This is a genomic window from Candidatus Avelusimicrobium aviculae (genome assembly GCF_949292495.1).
In the GTDB taxonomy this organism is placed as follows: Bacteria; Elusimicrobiota; Elusimicrobia; order Elusimicrobiales; family Elusimicrobiaceae; genus Avelusimicrobium; species Avelusimicrobium aviculae.
Genome location: NZ_CASEZB010000006.1, coordinates 56,154 through 74,855 on the forward strand (window position 1 = coordinate 56,154; position 18,702 = coordinate 74,855).

Sequence of the window (18,702 nt, forward strand, 5' to 3'; positions counted from 1 at the left end):
CTCCTATCAGTTTTCACGTGGAAACTATTTAACTAACTTTTCATAAGCTTTTTGGTAAGCTTGCTGGTTATTGATGAGTTTCTTTTCCGCTATTTGCAGCGATATTTCCCCCATCTTTTTGCGCAAGGGCTCATTTACGGCCAGCTCCGTCATGACACAGCTAAGCATGGTTTCATCGCCCGGTTTAAATACAAAACCGCTGCGGCCATGTTCCACAAATAAAGGCATATCCCCCACTTTGGTTACCAGACAAGGCAACCCGGCCGCCAGCGCTTCCAGTAAAGCCAGCGGCAAGCTCTCTACATTAGAGGGCAGGACAAAGACATCCGCACCGGATAAAAAAGCGTCTACCTGGGTTTTTTGCCCCTCAAAAATTACTTTACCGGTTAAGTCGTTAGATGTAACAAATATTTCCAATTCCGTCTTTTCCGGTCCATCTCCCACCAATACTACACGCGCGGAAGGAACTTTAGCCAACATTTTCTTAAAAGATTTTAATAAAAGTTTTTGGTTTTTTTCAGGGACTAAGCGCGCCACGCAAATAAAAACCGTCTCCCGCATGGAAACCCCCCACTTCGCGCGCATTTGCTGGCGTTTGGTAAAATCCCGCGCAAAACGGCTACGGTCTATACTGTTAGGAAGCAAATAAACCCGGTCCTTTAAATACTTTTGGTTGCCTATTAAATATTGCGCCGTATAGAGAGATTCCGCAAAAGACATTTGGTCCATACTTTTTAAGGTACGGTCCAACGCTTGCAAAAAAGCCGGCTGTTTAGACATATCAAAATGCGGCGTAGTGACCAATTTAAATTTAGTTATATAGCGCAAAGCGCGGCATAGTTCTATGGCCGTATACAACATGGCGTGTACCAAATCCGGCTTAAAAGAGGTAATGATTTGACGTAATTTAAACGCTTGCATAGGGGTAGGAATATTTTCCATATCCAGCGTATCTACCTTAAACCCTTCTTTGGCCAGCTGCACCCCTATCGCACCCGGTGTACGCAGAGAGACAATTCTCACCTCCGCTTTTTGCGCTTTCATATAAGCGGCTAATTGGGCCATGGATTGTTCCGCGCCCCCCACACACGTGGTTGTAATAACATATAAAATTTTCATAAGTTTATTATAGCAAGTTCTTTGGAATTAAGTGCTAAACTATCTAAAGTATTTGTACCAAATTTCTAAATCAGCAGAGCTTATATAAGTATAAAAAGGCACTGCCGAAAACAGTGCCTTTTTTATATCAGAAAAATGCTTAAATTTTAAGCATTTTTTTCAAATTTGCGTTTTACGCTAGTTTTGAGCCTTGAACTGGTCCTTACCTACCCCGCAAACCGGGCAAACCCACCCCTCCGGGACATTTTCCCAAGCGGTTCCGGCCGCAACGCCATTATCCGGGTCACCCGCGGCTGGATCATACACATAACCACAAACTTCGCAAACATATTTAATCATAGTTAACCTCCCCTAAGGGTATATCTTTTAAAAATTAACGGTGCGTGGCACCTTCGGGCGTTTTCCCTTTAATAACGGTATGATAATATTCATACGTTAACGGAACGCCGTGTTCACAGCATAAAATATCCGCGTCGGCCACATCCCCGATAAATAAGGTATGCGTGCCCATATCCACCGTATTAAATACTTTTACTTCCATATACGAAAGCGTATCCTTTAATACTATCGGGCAGCCCGACGGGCCCATCTTATACGGCACATTGGCAAATTTATCAAAATTACGCCCTGTGCGGAAACCAAAAATTCCAATAAAAGGCAAAGTAGTGTTTTGAGCCAGCGGCATGGCCGCAAACTTACCGCTTTTGGATATATACTCGTGCGTTAAACTGTTCTTATTTACAGAAATAGCCACGCGCGCCGGCTCTGCCGTTACCTGAAAAACGGTATTCACAATCAAACCGTTTTTCTTTTCCCCGTCTACCGACGTAACGATATACAAACCGTATGTAATATAGCTAAGCGATTCTCCTACTTCTTTGGGCAGCATAGCCCCCCCTTTTTATTGTAGTTTTTTGGCAATTTCCCGGCTGACCAAAAGGCCTAATTCCCGGCAGGAAGACAGCGCTTTTTCATCCGGCACAAATAATGATTTTACCGCCGGAGCCACCACCTGTACGCCCATACCTTCCAACATTTTGGTCAGTTCGTCTATCGGGGCTCCGTTCCAGCCATAAGAACCAAACGCGGCACCCACCAAACCTTTTTTGCGCAATCCTTTTAAATAGCAAAGCACATCCGCCATGGCAGGGAAAATACCGCTGTTTAATACAGGCGTTCCAATAATCAGCGCGCTGCTGTCTAAAATTTCCGTCGCCACATCGCTTCTGTGACAGCTGTGCATGGAAAGCTGTTTCACTTCTGTAGCGCCTTGGCGCAGCCCCTCGGTAATTTGCACGGCCATTTTTTCCGTGCTGCCCCACATGGTATCATACAATACCACCGCTTTGTTTTTAGGAGCCTGGGCCGCCCATTTGGCGTATAACTGAACGATTTTGGAAGGGTCTTTGCGCCAAATAAAACCGTGGTCCGGCGCGATGATTTTAGGAGAAAGCCCCATCTTGGTCACCTGGTCTAAAAAGCGAAGCACAATATCGGAATACGGCAACACGATATTGGCGTAATATTTTTCCGCCTCATAAAGCCACAGGCGTTCTTCGTTCTCGTCGTCAAACAATTGGGAAGTGGCGTAATGCATGCCAAAAACGTCGTTTGTGAACAATACGTCTTCCTTCTCTAAGTAAGAAAACATACTGTCCGGCCAGTGCAGCATGCGGGCTTCCACAAAAGAAATGGTGTCCCCCCCTACGTCAATGCGGTCACCGGTTTTTACTATTTTTAAATTTAAATCCTGGTGAAATTGGGCGGTAATATCTTTCATTCCCATGGCGGAAACATACACTTCTTTCGGCTCAATAGCCGCTACGGCCTGGGGCAATGCGCCGGAATGGTCCATTTCCGAATGGTTGGAAATGATAATTTCTATTTTTTTCGGGTCAATCACGCTTTGAATACGCGCCATCATTTCCCCGTAAAATTCTTTTTTCACCGTATCAATCAGCGTGGGCTTGTCACCCAACACCAAAAACGCGTTGTATGTAGTGCCTTTCTTGGTGGAATATCCGTGAAAATCACGGATATTCCAATCAATGGCGCCTACCCAATATACTTTGTCTGTAATTTTAACAGCTTGCATAAAATCCTCAGCAGTCATCCTTAATTTTCTTTTTGCCACAAACCGTGCAGGTTGCAATATTCCCGCACCAGCACTTTGTTGGACGGAGTTTTAAAATCCGCTTCCGGCTTGTCCCCGGGTTTTAAATATTTGCGCTGGATTTTACCGCATTCCTCACAAATAAGCTCAATCCATTCAATCCAATGTACGTCCTGCATCGGGTGTTCCACGGAACCTACCTTTACATGATACCCGCCTTCTATTTTTTCAATAACGGGTACGTGTTTTTCGGTAGCGGCGTCCGTTTCGCCGGGTACTTGCAGTTTCATCGGTTGCCCGCAGCACACCAGCTCCCCGCCGGCTGCGTGTAATACTTCCACTATATTTCCACAAACACTGCATTTATATACTTCATATTGTTTGGTCATAATATACCCTCTTTTCATCCTTTGTATTGAATATACCTTTTTGTATTTCTTTTGTCTATTATGTCAGTTAAAACTATCTTATTAATAATTTTTCTTATTTATTTTATAATATATTCTATCCCGCTGACAATGCTATTATATATCCCTCCAGCCCATTTAACAAGGATTAAAAGTAATTAGGCTTTTTAATGATTTTTAAGGCTATTTTTCATTTTAAGCGTTTTTAAAACCATTCCATAGGGGTGAACAGCCAAAAAATTTAAAAATTCCAATAAACCCGTTTTTTAGGCTTTTAACGTTATTTTGCTGTTTATTGTAATTGACGCGAACGTTGGATAAGTAGTATCATATACAATATATTTTTGAATGGCGGAATATGTTGTGGATAATGTAACTTCAAACGGTATACCTGCTGCTATTTTAACAGAAATTGAAACTATTTTGGGTACAGACAGCTTTGATATGTGGTTAAAGCCGGCTGTGTTCCGTTACGCCAATAATGTATTGGATATTGAGCTGCCTAACCAATTCTGGGGCAAAACCATTAAAGAGCGTTATGAACATATTATTAAAGACGCTTTTTTAAAACACGCCGGCGCACAAATCACCGTTAATTACATTATAAAAGAAACGGCTCCCGCGGCTCCCACTGTGGCAGAACCTGCTGTGGCGGCCCCCATACGACGCAATCCGTTTATATCCAATTTAAATTCTTCTTTTACGTTTGATAATTTTATTGAATCGGCTTCCAACCGTTTCGCCTACCGCATGGCGGAAGCCGTGGTAAATAAATTAGGAAACCGCCAAAACAATCCTTTATTTATTTACAGCACGCCCGGACTAGGCAAAACCCATTTACTGCACGCCATAGGAAATAAAATTTTACAAACCAATCCCAACGCCCGCGTACTGTATAAATCCGGCGAAGAATTTGTAAACGATTATGTGGATTCCGTAGTAAACAAAGACCGGGAAAACTTCCGAAAAAAATATCATCAGTTGGATTGTTTTTTAATGGATGATATACAATTTGTCGTCGGTACCACTAAAGTGGGAAGCGAGGCCGAGTTTTTTTATACCTTTAACGCTTTGTTTGACAATAAAAAACAAATTGTTTTAACGTCCGACAAAACCCCTCAGGAACTACAACTGGAAGAACGTCTTTCTTCCCGTTTGTTATCCGGTATTGTAACGGAAATTAAACTGCCCAATGTGGAAACCCGCATCGCTATTTTACGCCAAAAAAGAGACAGTATTAATTTTGATATTGGGGATGATGTATTGGCTTTTATCGCGGAAGGCATCAGAACCAATATCCGTGAATTGGAAGGTTCTTTTTTCAGTTTAGTGTCTTTCTGCACTTCCCACGGCATTACGCCCACTATCGGCGTAGCGCAGGAAGTGTTGGCCGATACATTAGCCAAAGAAGAACAAAAATTGGCTATTAACGTCAATTTGATTAAAAAAGTGGTGGGTAAACACTTTAAGATTAATATGGAGGATTTTAACTCCAAACGCAAAACCCAGTCCATTACTTGGCCGCGGCAAATAGCCATGTATTTGGCTACGGAACTCACGGATTTATCCCTGCCAGAAATAGGCCGGGAATTTAACAGAGACCACAGCACCGTTGTCCACGCGCGGGATTTAATTAAAGAAAAAATAGACGCGGACCCCTTTTTTACAGCGGAAATCAACCAAATTATTTTGGATATTAAGGCTGTGGATAAAAAGTAAACAAGCTGTGGATAACCCCTGTGTACAAAGCCGTAACAAAGGGAATAAAAATTTTCATTGTGGAGCGTGTTTATAACATTACCGGGTTATACACACATAACAGTACCGGAAACGTATAGGCCAATCCACATAATAAACACTATCAACAGGACATTAATAATAGGATTAATAGATATGAAAATAAATATAACTAAAGAGACCTTTTTGGAAGGAATCCAAATTGTTTCAGCAGGGGTATCTTCCCGCACCACTCTTCCCATATTGCATAATTTCTTATTGGAAGCCCAAGACGGAAAATTAAAACTCGTCCGTACGGATATGGAAATGGCTACCGTGCATTATATCAATGCGGAAGTGGAAGAAGAAGGCAGCATTACGGTACCCATGAAAGAATTTTCTGAAATTATTAAAAACCTTCCAAACGATAAAGAAATTAATCTCTATAGTGATGAAAACAATAAATTTCATATCAAATCCGGCAAAAGCAAATTTTGGGTGATAGGGACCCCTAAGTCTGAATATCCCGCCATTCCGGAAGTGGAAAAATCCAACAGCTTGTCTATGGATCCGTTGGAATTAAAAGACATGATTGAAAAAACCGCTTTTTCCGCTTCCACCCAGGAAACCCGCTATATTTTAAACGGGCTTTTGTGGAATAATACGGCGGAAAAATTTGAAATTGTGGCTACGGACGGCGGCCGCTTGGCTTTAGCCACCCACGCGCCGTTGGAAGGGTCTAAAGAATTTAAAATTATTATCCCTACCAAAATTTTAAACGAAGTCTGCCGCTTTATTTCCATAGCCAAGCCGGAAAAAGAAGCCCGTTTGGAAGTAAACGTTTCTTCCAACCAAGTCAGCTTTTGTATGAATGAGACCACCTTTATTTCCCGCTTAATTGAAGGGAATTTTCCTAACTACAACCAGGTAATTCCCACTAAGAAAAACTTAGGTTTTGAAGTGTTTACCAAAGATTTACTGGCTTCCACCCGCCGTTCCGCTCTGTGCTCTGGCGAGTTTGGCAGCACGGTAAAATACAAAATGGAAAATAACGCTATTATAGTGTCTTCCAATTCTCAAAATATGGAATTTGTGGACGAGCTTCCCATAGAATACAGCCAAGAACCTTTTGAAGCAGCCTTTAATCCGCAATACATTATTGACGTATTAAAAAACGTGGGGGAAGAAAAAGTGTCTTTCTCTTTTGTGAACGCTTCCCAGCCGGTACTTATTGAACCGGTGGAAAACACCACGTTTAAATACGTGATTATGCCGGTACGGGCTTAATGATGAAGTTTGGCCAAACTCCCCGCAAAGCATGGCACAGTACCCAGGAGTTAGGGGGCGCGTTTAACGGGCTGAACCGGACGTTAAACCGCTTGATGGTGCTAGACCATGTGTGGACCCGTTTAACGGGCGTGCGGGGGCAGTTTTGGCGCTTGCAAGGGGTAAAAGACGGCACATTGTATGTAAAAGTAACCGCCAGTGTAGCCAAAAACCATTTGCTTACCCAGCGTGAAACGCTGATACGGGAAATGAATAAGCATTTTGACCGTCCCTGGATACAAAAAATAGAGATTTTATAATTTGCGCCATGCAAACAAGGAGCAATCTAATGACTGAAGCAGAAAAAGAAAAGGAGTATGATTCTTCTAAAATTACCGTTCTAGAAGGTTTGGAAGCGGTGCGCAAGCGCCCCGCCATGTATATCGGTTCCACCGGTTTGCCCGGTTTGCACCATTTAGTATATGAAGTGGTGGACAACTCCGTGGACGAAATTTTAGCCGGCGGCGCCACCACTATTACCGTTACCATTAAAGACGATATGACCTGCTCCGTGCAGGATGACGGACGCGGTATTCCGGTAGACGTAATGAAAACCGCCAAAGACCCCAAACTTCGCAATAAATCCGCCTTGGAAGTGGTTATGACCGTATTGCACGCCGGCGGTAAATTTGACAGCGGCGCCTATAAAGTATCCGGCGGTTTGCACGGGGTGGGTGTATCCTGCGTAAACGCGCTTTCGGAAACGATGGAAGTGGAAGTACGCCGAGACGGGCACGTGCATTTCCAGCGCTATCACCGCGGCAAGCCGGAAGATAAAGTGCAAATCATCGGCGATACGCGCGAACACGGCACCAAGGTTACTTTCCACGCCGATAAAGAAATTTTTGGCGATGTGGCTTTCTCTTATGAAACCATCGGCAACCGTTTGCGTGAACTGGCTTTCTTAAACGCTGGCGTAAAAATTATTTATATTGATGAGCGCAAAGAAGAAAACCCTTCCGTCACTTTCCATTTTGAGGGGGGAATTTCCCAATTTGTTACGTATTTAAACACCAATAAAACGGTCATTAACCCAGAACCCATTTATTTAACCAAACAAGTGGGGGATAATTATATTGCCTTTGCTTTGCAATACAATGAGGGATATTCAGAAAACGTATTCTCTTTCGTTAACAACATTCACACGGTGGAAGGCGGTACGCACTTAAGCGGTTTTCGCTCTTCGCTGACGCGTATTATTAACGAATACATCAAAAACAACAATATTTCCAAACATAAAGACATTTCCGTGGGCGGGGATGATATTAAAGAAGGGTTAACGGCGGTTTTGTCCGTTAAAATTCCGCACCCGCAGTTTGAAGGGCAGACCAAAACCAAGCTGGGCAACTCGGAAGTGGAAGGGATTGTCCGCTCCGTGGTGGGGGAAACCTTAGCCACTTTCTTTGAGGAGAACCCCAAAACCGCCCGCGCCATTTGTGAAAAATGCGTAGGCGCCGCCGTAGCGCGTGAAGCGGCCCGCAAAGCGCGTGATTTAACCCGCCGCAAAGGCGCGTTGGAAGGGGGCGGACTGCCGGGCAAACTGGCGGACTGCCAAGAAAAAGATTCTTCTAAATGCGAAATATTCCTGGTGGAAGGGGACTCCGCCGGCGGTTCGGCCAAGCAAGGGCGTGACCGCGTATTCCAGGCCATTTTGCCTCTTCGCGGTAAAATTTTAAACGTGGAAAAAGCGCCGCTGGTTAAAATTTTATCCAGCGATACCATCCGCGATTTAATCGCCGCCGTAGGCACCGGCGTGGGTGAAGGGGAGGGCGGTTTTGATATTAGCAAACTGCGCTACCATAAAATTATTTTAATGGCTGATGCCGACGTGGACGGACAGCATATTTCCACCCTGCTGCTTACTTTCTTCTACCGCCAGTTAAAACCGCTTATTGAAGCGGGGCACGTGTATTTGGCCCAACCGCCTTTGTATAAAGTGAAAAAAGGCAAGTCTGAACAGTATTTGCAGACGGAAGACCAAATGCAGCAATGGCTGATGAAAGAAGGCTTGGCCAGCGTAACGGTAACCGATACCATTAAAAATACGGCTTTGACCCAAGAACAGTTAAGCGATTTGCTGAAAATACTGCGCGAGGTGGAAGACACCTTGGCTAAATTGGAAGTAAAAAACATTACGCTGACTGATTTCCTGGCCTTCTTGGCGGAAGGGCGCGTACCGGTATACCGCACCCCGCTGCAAAGCGGCGGCTACCGTTATTTCTATACGGAACAGGAATACCGCGATTTTGAAAACCAATATATGGAAGAAAAACGCGCCGAGCTGGAAGCCGACGGCGTAGACACGGCTTTAGTCAGCAATGACAGCCTGGTGCCGGAACACCAATCTTTGTTTGAATTTGGCAAACTGTTAGCCTGTGAAAAAAAGATGGAAGTTTTTGGCTTTACGTTTAAAAATTATCCCACGGTGGAGAATGAAAAGGACCGCGTGAGCCCGCTGTTTAAAGTAAACAACGGCAAGACCGATGTGCTGGTATACAGCTTGGCGGAACTTTTGCACGCGGTGAAAGAAGCCGCTTCCTCCGGCGCCACGATACAGCGCTACAAAGGGTTGGGGGAAATGAACCCCGAACAGCTTTGGGAAACCACCATGGACCCGGCCAAACGCAAATTAATCCAAGTAAAAATTAATGACGCGGCCGATACGGAACAAGCCTTCACCATGTTGATGGGGGACCGTGTGGAACCGCGGCGCGATTTTATCCAATCGCACGCCTTGGAAGTCAAAAACTTGGACATTTAATTTTCCCGCCGGGGGTTTTCCCCGGCCGGGGTACGATTTATCCGTAACAGGAGATTTTTAGAATGAGCGAAGAACTAAATAACCAGCCGCAAGTCCAAAACACCAATGTAGACTTGTTTGGCAATATCCAACAGCGCGACATCGCCAACGAAATGCGGTCTTATTACATTGATTACGCCATGAGCGTTATCGTAGGCCGCGCCTTGCCGGACGTGCGCGACGGCTTAAAACCCGTACACCGCCGCGTGTTGTATTCCATGAACGAAATGGGTTTAAAATACAACAAACCTTACAAAAAATCCGCCCGCGTGGTAGGGGACGTGCTGGGTAAATACCACCCGCACGGTGACAGCGCCGTATACGATACGTTGGTGCGCATGGTGCAGGATTTCTCTTTGCGTAAACCGTTGATTGACGGGCAGGGAAACTTCGGTTCTATTGACGGTGACAGCGCCGCCGCCATGCGTTATACGGAATGCCGCCTGCAGCGCATTGCCGACGAAATGCTGGCGGACTTGGATAAAGACACCGTTAAAATGATTCCCAATTACGACGGTTCTTTACAGGAACCTTCCGTATTGCCGGGCAAATTGCCGGCCCTGCTGGTGAACGGTTCTTCCGGTATTGCCGTAGGTATGGCCACCAATATTCCCACCCATAACCTGGGGGAAGTGTGCGACGGGATTATCGCCTATATTAAAGACCCGAACATTTCCACCAAAGACATGATGAAAATCATTAAAGGGCCGGATTTCCCCACTGGGGCCATTATCCGCGGGACCAAAGGCATTTATGAATATTTTGAAACGGGCCGCGGCAGCGTAAAAGTACAGGCCCGCACGGAAATTGAAGAACGCAAAGGCGGGCGCGAAGCGATTATCGTGTCCGAAATTCCGTACCAAGTCAACAAAACCGCGCTCATTGAAACCATTGTGGGTTTGGTGCGCGATAAAAAAATTACCGATATTTCCGATATACGCGACGAGTCGGACCGCCGCGGCATGCGCCTGGTGATTGAAGTCAAACGCGACGGCAACGCCCAGGTGGTGTTGAACCATTTGTTTAAACACACACAACTGCAGACTTCCTTCCCGGTGAATATGCTGGCGATTGTAGACGGTCGCCCTCGCATTTTATCGCTCAAAGAAGTGATGAAAGCGTATGTAAAACACCGCAAAGAAATCATCACCAACCGCACCAAATTTGATTTAAACAAAGCCCAGCGGCGCGAACATATTTTGCAAGGGTTGCTTATCGCCATTGCCAATATGGATCAGGTGGTAGCCATTATCCGCAATTCTAAAGACCCGGCCGAAGCCAAACTGAAATTAATGAGTACGTTTAGCCTCTCTGAGCTGCAAGCCCAGGCCATTTTGGATATGCGCCTGCACCAGCTGACCCAGCTGTCCGCCGAGGCGATTGCCAACGAACAGGCCGAACTGCTTAAACTGATTGCCGAACTGCAAGGCATTTTGGCGGACCCGCAGAAAATTTTGGATATCATCGTTGCCGAACTGACTGACCTCAAAAAGAATTACGGGGACGAACGCCGCACGGAAATTGGCCAAGATATGACGGACTTCTCTATGGAAGATTTAATTGAAAAAGAAGACGTTGTCATCACCATTTCCAACGACGGTTACGCCAAACGCATCCCGCTGGATACGTACCGCAGCCAAAACCGCGGCGGAAAAGGCATTATCGGCGGCAAAACCAAAGAGGAAGACTTTATGGAACATTTGTTTGTAACGTCTTCCCACGCCACTATTTTGATGTTTACCAACCGCGGCCGCGTATTTGCGCTGCGCGCGTTTGAAATACCGGAAGGCAACCGCATGTCCAAGGGCAAAGCCATTGTCAACCTGCTGCAGCTGGTGGGTGAAGAGAAAGTAACCTCCGCCGTAGCCATTGAAAACTTTGACCCCAAACATTGCGAGAATACTTTCCTCACCATGTGCACGCGGTATGGTTCCATTAAGCGTGTGGAACTGTCGGAATTTGCCAATATCCGCAAAACGGGTATTATCGCTATCGGGTTGGACGAGGGGGACGTATTAACCAGCGTACAAACCACGCACGGCAAATCCGATATTATCGTAGCCACGCGCAACGGTAAATCCATCCGCTTTGACGAAAACCAAGTGCGCGCCATGGGCCGCCCGGCCAAAGGCGTGCGCGCCATCAACCTGATGGAAGGCGACGTGGTGGTGGGTATGGAACAAGCGCCTAACGACGCCCCTCAGCCGGACGTGCTGTCCGTCTGTGAAAACGGATTTGGCAAACGCACGGAGTTTAGCGAATACAAACGCCAAAACCGCGGCGGCATGGGTGTGATTACCATCAAAACCAGTGAACGCAACGGCAAAGTGGTGGGTATTAAACTGGTGGACGAAAGCAAAGACTTAATGATTGTCACCGAAAAGGGTATGACGATCCGCGTCCGCTGTGAGGATATCCGCTCCGTAGGCCGCAACGCCCAAGGCGTCACGCTGGCCAAGATGGAGCCGGGTGATAAAATTGCCCGTATCGCTCCGGTTGTCAAGGCAGAAGACGCTTCCCAAGATGAAGAATAACCCCGCCTGATGTTTTTAAGCCCCTTGCCCTAAAGCGGCAAGGGGCTTTTTTATGGGTGGAAAAAGCCAAAATATTACTTTATGTACCGGGCGGTAAAAAAATATTTACAAGCTTCCAAAAAAAGTGCTATAAACTAAACAGGGGTATTATTTATGCGCACAAATCCGCACATATTGGAAATTAACACTCGGGCGTGGCTGAAGCGTTTGGAACGCCGCCACGGGCGGGCGTTTACCCTGGACCAAATTCCTGATTCCTATTGGACGGAAATCAAGGCCTTGGGGTTTGACGCTCTGTGGTTTATGGGCGTTTGGCAGGAAAGCCCGAAAGGGCGTGATATTGCCCGTACCCATCCGGAAGTGTTAGAAGCCATAAAAAGCGTAACATCAAATTTTTCTTCTGAAGATATTATCTCTTCCCCTTACGCTATTACGGATTACGTGGTGGACGAGTCCCTCGGCGGGCCGGAAGCGCTTAAAAAGCTGCGCGCCAAATTAAACGCTATGGGGATTTCTTTATTATTGGATTTTGTTGCCAATCATACCGCCATAGACGCTCCCACCGTAGAAACGGACCCGGATCTGTATATTACCACCGGCACGGCGGAACCCGGCGTGCATAAAGACTGGTTTTTTAAAAACAAAAAAGGCCAATATATTGCCCACGGGCGGGACCCGTACTTTGCCCCATGGACGGATACGGCCCAATTAAATTATTTCAATCCCCGCACCCGCCGCTTTATGTTGGATAATTTACTGAAAGTAGCCCAACAGTGCGACGGCGTGCGCTGTGATATGGCTATGCTGAGCCTCAATAAAGTGCACCGGGACACGTGGTGGGAGTTTTTAGGCGCGGATCTGCCCAAGGAAGAATTTTGGGCCCAAGCTTTAGCCGCCGTGCGGGAACAATACCCGGAATTTACTTTTATTGCGGAAGTATATTGGGGTTTGGAATGGGACATACAAGAAATGGGGTTTGATTATACCTACGATAAAATCCTGTATGACCGGCTTCGTTTTTCCACGCCGGAAGACATTAAAGCCCACTTGGGGGCGGAGCATTTGTTCCAAATGCGCTCTATCCGGTTTATTGCCAACCATGACGAAGAAGAAAGTTTAAAAGCCTTTGGAAAAGAAAAATCCCTCGCGGCCAGCACCATTATTGCCACGTTGCCCGGGGCGCGTATGTTTTATTTATTTCAGCTTTTGGGCCGGCCGCAGCGTTTGCCTATCCAGTATGTAAAGGATTTTTTCCCCGTGGATAAAGACGTGGCCACCCATTACGCGCGCTTGCTGACGATTTCCTCCGCGCCGGAGTTTCACGGCGGGCAGTGGTCCTTAAAAGAAATACGCGCTTTTAGCCAGGAAGACGCCTCCTATAAAAATGTGTTGGCTTGGCAGTGGAAACAACGCAGCACGGGCAAAATGGTGGTGATTAATTACAGCGCCCAGCCCAGCCGCTGCCGCTTGCCGATGAAAGGGAGCGAAGTCCCCAACGGGGTAGTGAAAGAGGAATTTTCAAAAGAGCAAATCTCCATTACGCCGCAAATGCGCGCGGAAGGTTTTGTGCTGGAGTTAAAACCTTACGAAAGTAAAATATTTACTTTTACCTTGTAAAAATGATGGCACATCATATACCGGCTTTCTTAAATTAAGAAGGCCGGTTTTTTATTTGGTTTTTTCAACAATCTGTTTTGTAGGGTGCCTTTGCGGTGTAAAACAGAGTAGAAAAATGTTTTCCCGGGTCTTTTTATTTAATACAATAAAAGAAAGGGCGGGTAGGTCCTTAAAACAATAGCTTTTTGCCGTAAATTGTTTTATAATAATAATAGGTACTTACCGCCCGGTAAATAAATTGGGGCAGTATATGGCGCTGGGACCTTTTAGCAAACAGGACCATTTAGAAATTACCACACTGGGGCTGGAATTTGCCGTGTCTGAAATTCTTGGCGCAGGCGCCGGGTATTTTCTAGATAAACATTGGGGAACTTCTCCCTGGTGTTTGGTGGCGGGAGCCATTGCGGGGTTTGCGTTGGGCATGTATCAAATTATCCGCGGTGCCGGTAAACTAACCCATGGGAATGTACATTTAAAAAAGGCAGAACAAAAAGATGGACGTAGCTGAAATTATTTCTCACCATATTTTAGACCATGACTGGGGGGTCACCCTGGCTGGTTTTCGTCTCCCCATTACCACGCACACCGTTACCTTGTTTGCAGTAAGCGTTGTGCTGTTTTTAGGATTGTATTGGATTTCTTTAAGACGCCAAAGCCGCCGCGGGCGCTTGTTAACCACGCTGATGGAAGAATACGTGGTTTTTATTCGCGACGGTTTAGTGCTTCCGAACATGGGGCAAGAGGGCAAACGCTTTCTGCCCTATTTTTGCACTTTGTTTTTATTTGTGCTTTTTTGCGCTTTGGCGGGGCTTGTTCCCAACATGAAAACCGCCACTTCCAATATTTCCGTTACTGCGGCCTTGGCGTTGTGTTCCGGCGGGCTTATTTTGTATTGCGGGCTGAAATTCCATGGTTTTGTAGGGTTTTTGAAAGGCTTTATTCCGTCCGGCACGCCGGGCTGGCTGGTGCCGCTTATTTTCCCTTTGGAAGTAGTCAGCTTAATTATTAAAATATGCGTGTTGGCCATCCGTTTGTTTGCCAATATGCTTTCCGGGCACATGGTGCTTATTTGCTTGCTGCTTATTGTTTTTGTAGTGGGGCAAATGCATATTGCCGCCGGGGCCGGGGCGTTGCTGCCGGCCATGGGGCTGGAACTTTTTATGACCTGTTTGGAAATTTTGGTGGCGTTTTTGCAGGCGTATGTGTTTACGCTGCTTACCACCATTTTTGCCGGATCGGTCATTCATACGCATTAATTTAAAAAATCTATCAATGGGGCAATGCCCCAAAAGGAGAGTAATTATATGGAACTCGTAGCACTTAAATACATTGCCGCCGGTCTTGGCGCCGGTTTAGTGGTTATCGGAGCCGGTTTGGGCTTGGGTAAAATCGGTAATGCCGCTTTGGAAGGTATTGCCCGCCAGCCGGAAGCCAGCTCTGACTTACGCTCCACGATGATTGTTATCGCCGCGTTGTTAGAAGGCGCCGCCATGTTGGGTTTGGTTATCTGCTTGTTGACGCTGGTGCTCAAATAATCCGTTAGGACGCTCTATTTATGGAAGATTTGTTAAAGCCGGACTACGGCGTGCTGGTACTGACTATCTGTAACTTTTTGTTACTGGTCTATTTGCTTAAAAAATTTGCGTGGAACCGCATCATCGGCGGTTTGGAACAGCGCGAACAGCAGATAGCCGATGACAAAAAGCAAGCGCAGCAAGCCCGTGCCCAGGCCGAAGAGATAAAGCAAGAGCTGGACGCCAAACTGGCGCAAATATCCGAGGAAGCTTCCAAAAAAATACAACAAGCGGTTTCCATGGGTGAAACGCAAAAAAACCAGTTGTTGGAAGAGGCTAAAGCTCAGGCGGAAAATTTAATCGCCCAGGCCAAAGTGCAAATCCAGGCGGAAAAGGACAAAGCCCTTGCTGACGTGAAAAACCAAATCGTCAGCACCGCCATGCTGGCCGCCGCGCAGGTGGTGCAGCAGCAAATCAACCAAGACTCCGCCCAAAAAGTGGTGGAAAAAGTATTGGCTGATGTACAAGGCAAGTAATTTATGAACAGTTCAGACAGAATACTGGCCCAGCGTTACGCACAAGCATATGACGGGTTGGCTGAGTTCTCCCAACAGGCGCAAGCCCGAGCCGAGGAATTAGCCGCCGCGGCGCAAGCGCTTCAAACGGCGGACGCATTTATGCAAGACCCCAAAATTTCCGCCGCCCAGAAAACCGGCCTGTTAAAAGAAGCGTTGGCCGGCGCGCCTGCCGCCCGGGCTTTTTTGGAAACGCTGGTGGCTTGCAAGCGCTACGCGCTGCTGCCGGAAATTGTGCGCCACGTAAACGCTTTGCTGGACGCGCGCTTGGGCATTACCCGGGCGGAAGTGTTCAGCGCCAGTGAACTGACGGACGCGTTAAAATCCCGCACAGAGGCCGCCCTTTCTTCCCGCTACGGGGGCAAAGTGAAAGCGGCGTATCATACGGATCCGTCTTTAATTGGCGGGGTAAAGATTTTATGTAAGGGGGAACTGATAGACGGCAGTATCAAACGCCAGTTTGAAAAACTGCAGGAACAGTTAACCAAATAGACGGTGTAATTTATGGCAATAAGACCAGAAGAAATAACCAATATTATCAAAGAAAAGATAAGCAAATTTGAATCGTCAGCGGACTTGAGCGAGGTCGGCACCGTTATCCAAGTGGGTGACGGTATCGCCCGCGTACACGGTTTAAATAATGTGAAAGCTTCCGAATTGGTGGACTTTGGCCACGGCGTAAAAGGCATGGCGCTTAACTTGGAGTATGACAACGTAGGCTGCGTGCTGATGGGGCCGGACCATTTGGTTCACGAAGGCGACAGCGTAAAACGTACCGGCGAAGTAATCAGCGTGCCTGTCAGCGCGCAGATGATTGGCCGCGTGGTGGACCCGCTGGGCAACCCGCTGGATGGCAAGGGCGCTATTAAAAGCGAAAAGATGATGCCGCTGGACATTGTAGCCCCCGGCATTACCGCCCGCCAGCCGGTGAAACAGCCGCTGCAGACGGGTTTAAAAGCCATTGACGCCCTGGTGCCGATAGGCAAAGGCCAGCGTGAATTAATCATTGGCGACCGTCAAACCGGTAAAACCGCCATTGCGGTAGACGCCATTATCAACCAAAAGAACATTCCCGCCAAGGACCGCTGCATTTGTATTTATGTAGCCGTAGGCCAAAAACAGAGCACGGTGGCGCAAGTGGTCAAAACGCTGACGGATTTCGGCGCGATGGATTACACCATTGTAGTGTCCGCCACCGCGTCTGACCCAGCTTCCTTGCTGTATATTGCGCCGTATGCCGGCTGCGCGATTGCGGAATACTTTATGTGGCAGGGCAAAGACGTGCTGATTGTGTACGACGATTTGTCTAAACACGCGCAGGCCTATCGCCAAATGTCTTTGCTGCTTCGCCGTCCGCCAGGGCGCGAAGCTTACCCCGGCGACGTTTTTTACTTGCACTCCCGCTTGTTGGAACGCGCGTGCAAACTGTCTGACGCCAACGGCGGCGGCTCCATTACCGCTTTGCCCATTATTGAAACGCAGGCGAACGACGTTTCGGCCTATATTCCCACCAACGTTATTTCCATCACCGACGGGCAGATTTACTTGGAAAGCAGCCTTTTCTTAAGCGGTGTAAAACCGGCTATTAACGTAGGGCTTTCCGTATCCCGCGTGGGCGGTTCGGCTCAGCGCAAAAGCATGCGCAAAGTGGCCGGTACGCTGCGTATTGATATGTCGCAGTATCAGGAATTGGCGGGTTTTGCCCAGTTCGGTTCTGAACTGGATAAAGAATCCCAGCGCCAAATTGCCCGCGGCAAACGCATGAGCGAACTGTTAAAACAAAACCAATATGCGCCGCTTCGCGTAGGGGAGGAAGTATTGGTGCTGTTTGCCGGCGTAAACGGCTATTTGGATGCGGTGGAAGTAAGCGACGTGCACGAATACGAAAAGCAACTCTTGGCGTATGTGCGCGCGGAACAAGCCGCCTTGCTGGACGAATTAAACAGCGCGAACGAACTTTCCAAAGAACTGGACGAAAAAATCCGCAAAGCGTTGGATACGTTCAAAACTATTTTTAAAGGGAGCAAATAATATCCCATGGATACGAAGAAAAAATATTTGGTAACCGGCGGGGCGGGTTTTATCGGCAGCAATATCGCCAAAACCCTGGAAGCCCAAGGCCATGAAGTAACCGTAATGGATGATTTTTCCAAGAACGGTCACTTTAAGAACCTGATTGGTTTTAAAGGGGACGTTATCGCCGCGGATTGTTTTAAATTTATGCCGCGGGATATGTATTTTGACGCTATTTTCCACGAAGCCGCCATCACCGATACCACGGTAATGGACCAAAAAGCCATGATGGAACAAAACGTGGAAGCCTTTAAAAACGTATTGGCTTTTGCGGCCGAGAACGAAGTGAAAAAAGTGATTTACGCTTCTTCCGCCGCCACATACGGCAACGGTCCCGTTCCCAATGTGGAAACGCAGCCCACCCACCCGGAAAACGTATACGGTTTTTCCAAAGTGATTATGGACAATGTGGCCCGCCAATTTGCCGAAGACAATAATGATATGACCATCATCGGCCTGCGTTATTTTAACGTATACGGCCCCGGGGAATATTTCAAAGGCAAAATGGCCAGCATGGTGTTCCAGCTGTATAATCAAATGCGTGAGGGAAAACGCCCCCGCGTGTTTAAATTTGGGGAACAACAGCGCGATTTTGTATACGTAAAAGACATTGTAAAGATTAATTTGTGCGCGCTCAATAACGGCAAAGAAACGGGCGTTTATAACGCCGCCACCGGTATTCCGCGCGACTATAACGCCATTATCGCCTGCTTAAACAAAGAAATGGGCCTTAACTTGGAACCGGAATACATTGATAATCCGTATCCGTTCTTCCAGTTAAAAACGCAAGCGGACATGACGGCCGCCAAAGAAAAATTGGGTTATACGCCCGATTATACCTTGGAAGCCGGCATTGCCGATTACGTAAAAGTGCTGGACGCACATTACGGCCGGAAATAAACAGGACA

At 47.0% G+C, this 18,702-nt stretch carries 18 protein-coding genes; 13 read left to right on the forward strand and 5 right to left on the reverse strand.

Annotated features, from left to right (window positions below; all coding sequences use genetic code 11):
• Positions 1-24: 24 nt before the first annotated feature.
• The 5 genes from ACQY33_RS01545 to ACQY33_RS01565 all read right to left on the reverse strand — a co-directional run bounded on the left by ACQY33_RS01545 (position 25) and on the right by ACQY33_RS01565 (position 3,621).
• Positions 25-1,119 carry a glycosyltransferase gene (locus tag ACQY33_RS01545; protein ID WP_428073398.1) on the reverse strand — a complete coding sequence of 365 codons (1,095 nt, stop codon included), beginning with the start codon at positions 1,117-1,119 and terminating at the stop codon, positions 25-27.
• A gap of 177 nt (positions 1,120-1,296) precedes the next feature.
• Positions 1,297-1,458: a rubredoxin gene (gene rd / locus ACQY33_RS01550; protein WP_428073399.1), complete on the reverse strand. Its 162-nt coding sequence runs from the start codon at positions 1,456-1,458 to the stop codon at positions 1,297-1,299.
• 34 nt (positions 1,459-1,492) lie between these two features.
• Positions 1,493-2,008 (reverse strand): flavin reductase family protein, encoded by a 516-nt coding sequence (locus ACQY33_RS01555; protein ID WP_428073400.1) that lies wholly within the window; start codon positions 2,006-2,008, stop codon positions 1,493-1,495.
• Between the two features lie 12 nt (positions 2,009-2,020).
• Entirely contained in the window at positions 2,021-3,214 is a 1,194-nt protein-coding gene (locus tag ACQY33_RS01560) for an FprA family A-type flavoprotein (RefSeq protein WP_428073401.1), read from the reverse strand.
• A gap of 20 nt (positions 3,215-3,234) precedes the next feature.
• Complete coding sequence (locus tag ACQY33_RS01565) at positions 3,235-3,621, reverse strand: desulfoferrodoxin (protein ID WP_428073402.1); 387 nt, start codon at positions 3,619-3,621, stop codon at positions 3,235-3,237.
• A gap of 366 nt (positions 3,622-3,987) precedes the next feature.
• On the opposite strand from ACQY33_RS01565, the gene dnaA reads away from it, so the two are divergent.
• The 13 genes from dnaA to rfaD all read left to right on the forward strand — a co-directional run bounded on the left by dnaA (position 3,988) and on the right by rfaD (position 18,694).
• Entirely contained in the window at positions 3,988-5,358 is a 1,371-nt protein-coding gene (dnaA, locus tag ACQY33_RS01570) for a chromosomal replication initiator protein DnaA (protein ID WP_428073403.1), read from the forward strand.
• Between the two features lie 174 nt (positions 5,359-5,532).
• A complete protein-coding gene (gene dnaN, locus ACQY33_RS01575; protein ID WP_428073404.1) occupies positions 5,533-6,642 on the forward strand; it encodes a DNA polymerase III subunit beta in 1,110 nt (369 codons plus the stop codon).
• Positions 6,642-6,941: a DciA family protein gene (locus ACQY33_RS01580; RefSeq protein WP_428073405.1), complete on the forward strand. Its 300-nt coding sequence runs from the start codon at positions 6,642-6,644 to the stop codon at positions 6,939-6,941. The genes dnaN and ACQY33_RS01580 overlap by 1 nt, the downstream gene beginning before the upstream one ends.
• Before the next feature lie 29 nt (positions 6,942-6,970).
• The gene (gyrB, locus tag ACQY33_RS01585; RefSeq protein WP_428073406.1) at positions 6,971-9,442 is read left to right on the forward strand and encodes a DNA topoisomerase (ATP-hydrolyzing) subunit B; all 2,472 of its coding nucleotides are present in this window, start codon (positions 6,971-6,973) and stop codon (positions 9,440-9,442) included.
• A gap of 62 nt (positions 9,443-9,504) precedes the next feature.
• A complete protein-coding gene (gene gyrA, locus ACQY33_RS01590; protein ID WP_428073407.1) occupies positions 9,505-12,015 on the forward strand; it encodes a DNA gyrase subunit A in 2,511 nt (836 codons plus the stop codon).
• Between the two features lie 153 nt (positions 12,016-12,168).
• The gene (locus tag ACQY33_RS01595) at positions 12,169-13,632 is read left to right on the forward strand and encodes an alpha-amylase family glycosyl hydrolase (protein WP_428073408.1); all 1,464 of its coding nucleotides are present in this window, start codon (positions 12,169-12,171) and stop codon (positions 13,630-13,632) included.
• Between the two features lie 250 nt (positions 13,633-13,882).
• Positions 13,883-14,140 (forward strand): AtpZ/AtpI family protein, encoded by a 258-nt coding sequence (locus ACQY33_RS01600; RefSeq protein ID WP_428073409.1) that lies wholly within the window; start codon positions 13,883-13,885, stop codon positions 14,138-14,140.
• Positions 14,127-14,888, forward strand: a complete 762-nt coding sequence (gene atpB, locus ACQY33_RS01605) for a F0F1 ATP synthase subunit A (RefSeq protein ID WP_428073410.1) — start codon at positions 14,127-14,129, stop codon at positions 14,886-14,888. The genes ACQY33_RS01600 and atpB overlap by 14 nt, the downstream gene beginning before the upstream one ends.
• A 48-nt stretch (positions 14,889-14,936) precedes the next feature.
• Positions 14,937-15,167, forward strand: coding sequence for an ATP synthase F0 subunit C (gene atpE, locus ACQY33_RS01610; RefSeq protein ID WP_428073411.1), 231 nt, complete (start codon positions 14,937-14,939; stop codon positions 15,165-15,167).
• A 20-nt stretch (positions 15,168-15,187) separates the two neighbouring features.
• Positions 15,188-15,682, forward strand: a complete 495-nt coding sequence (atpF, locus tag ACQY33_RS01615; RefSeq protein ID WP_428073412.1) for a F0F1 ATP synthase subunit B — start codon at positions 15,188-15,190, stop codon at positions 15,680-15,682.
• Between the two features lie 3 nt (positions 15,683-15,685).
• Positions 15,686-16,213 carry an ATP synthase F1 subunit delta gene (gene atpH, locus ACQY33_RS01620; RefSeq protein ID WP_428073413.1) on the forward strand — a complete coding sequence of 176 codons (528 nt, stop codon included), beginning with the start codon at positions 15,686-15,688 and terminating at the stop codon, positions 16,211-16,213.
• Positions 16,214-16,225: 12 nt separating this feature from the next.
• Positions 16,226-17,752, forward strand: a complete 1,527-nt coding sequence (gene atpA, locus ACQY33_RS01625) for a F0F1 ATP synthase subunit alpha (protein WP_428073414.1) — start codon at positions 16,226-16,228, stop codon at positions 17,750-17,752.
• A gap of 6 nt (positions 17,753-17,758) precedes the next feature.
• The gene (gene rfaD / locus ACQY33_RS01630; RefSeq protein ID WP_428073415.1) at positions 17,759-18,694 is read left to right on the forward strand and encodes an ADP-glyceromanno-heptose 6-epimerase; all 936 of its coding nucleotides are present in this window, start codon (positions 17,759-17,761) and stop codon (positions 18,692-18,694) included.
• The last annotated feature ends 8 nt before the right edge of the window (positions 18,695-18,702 follow it).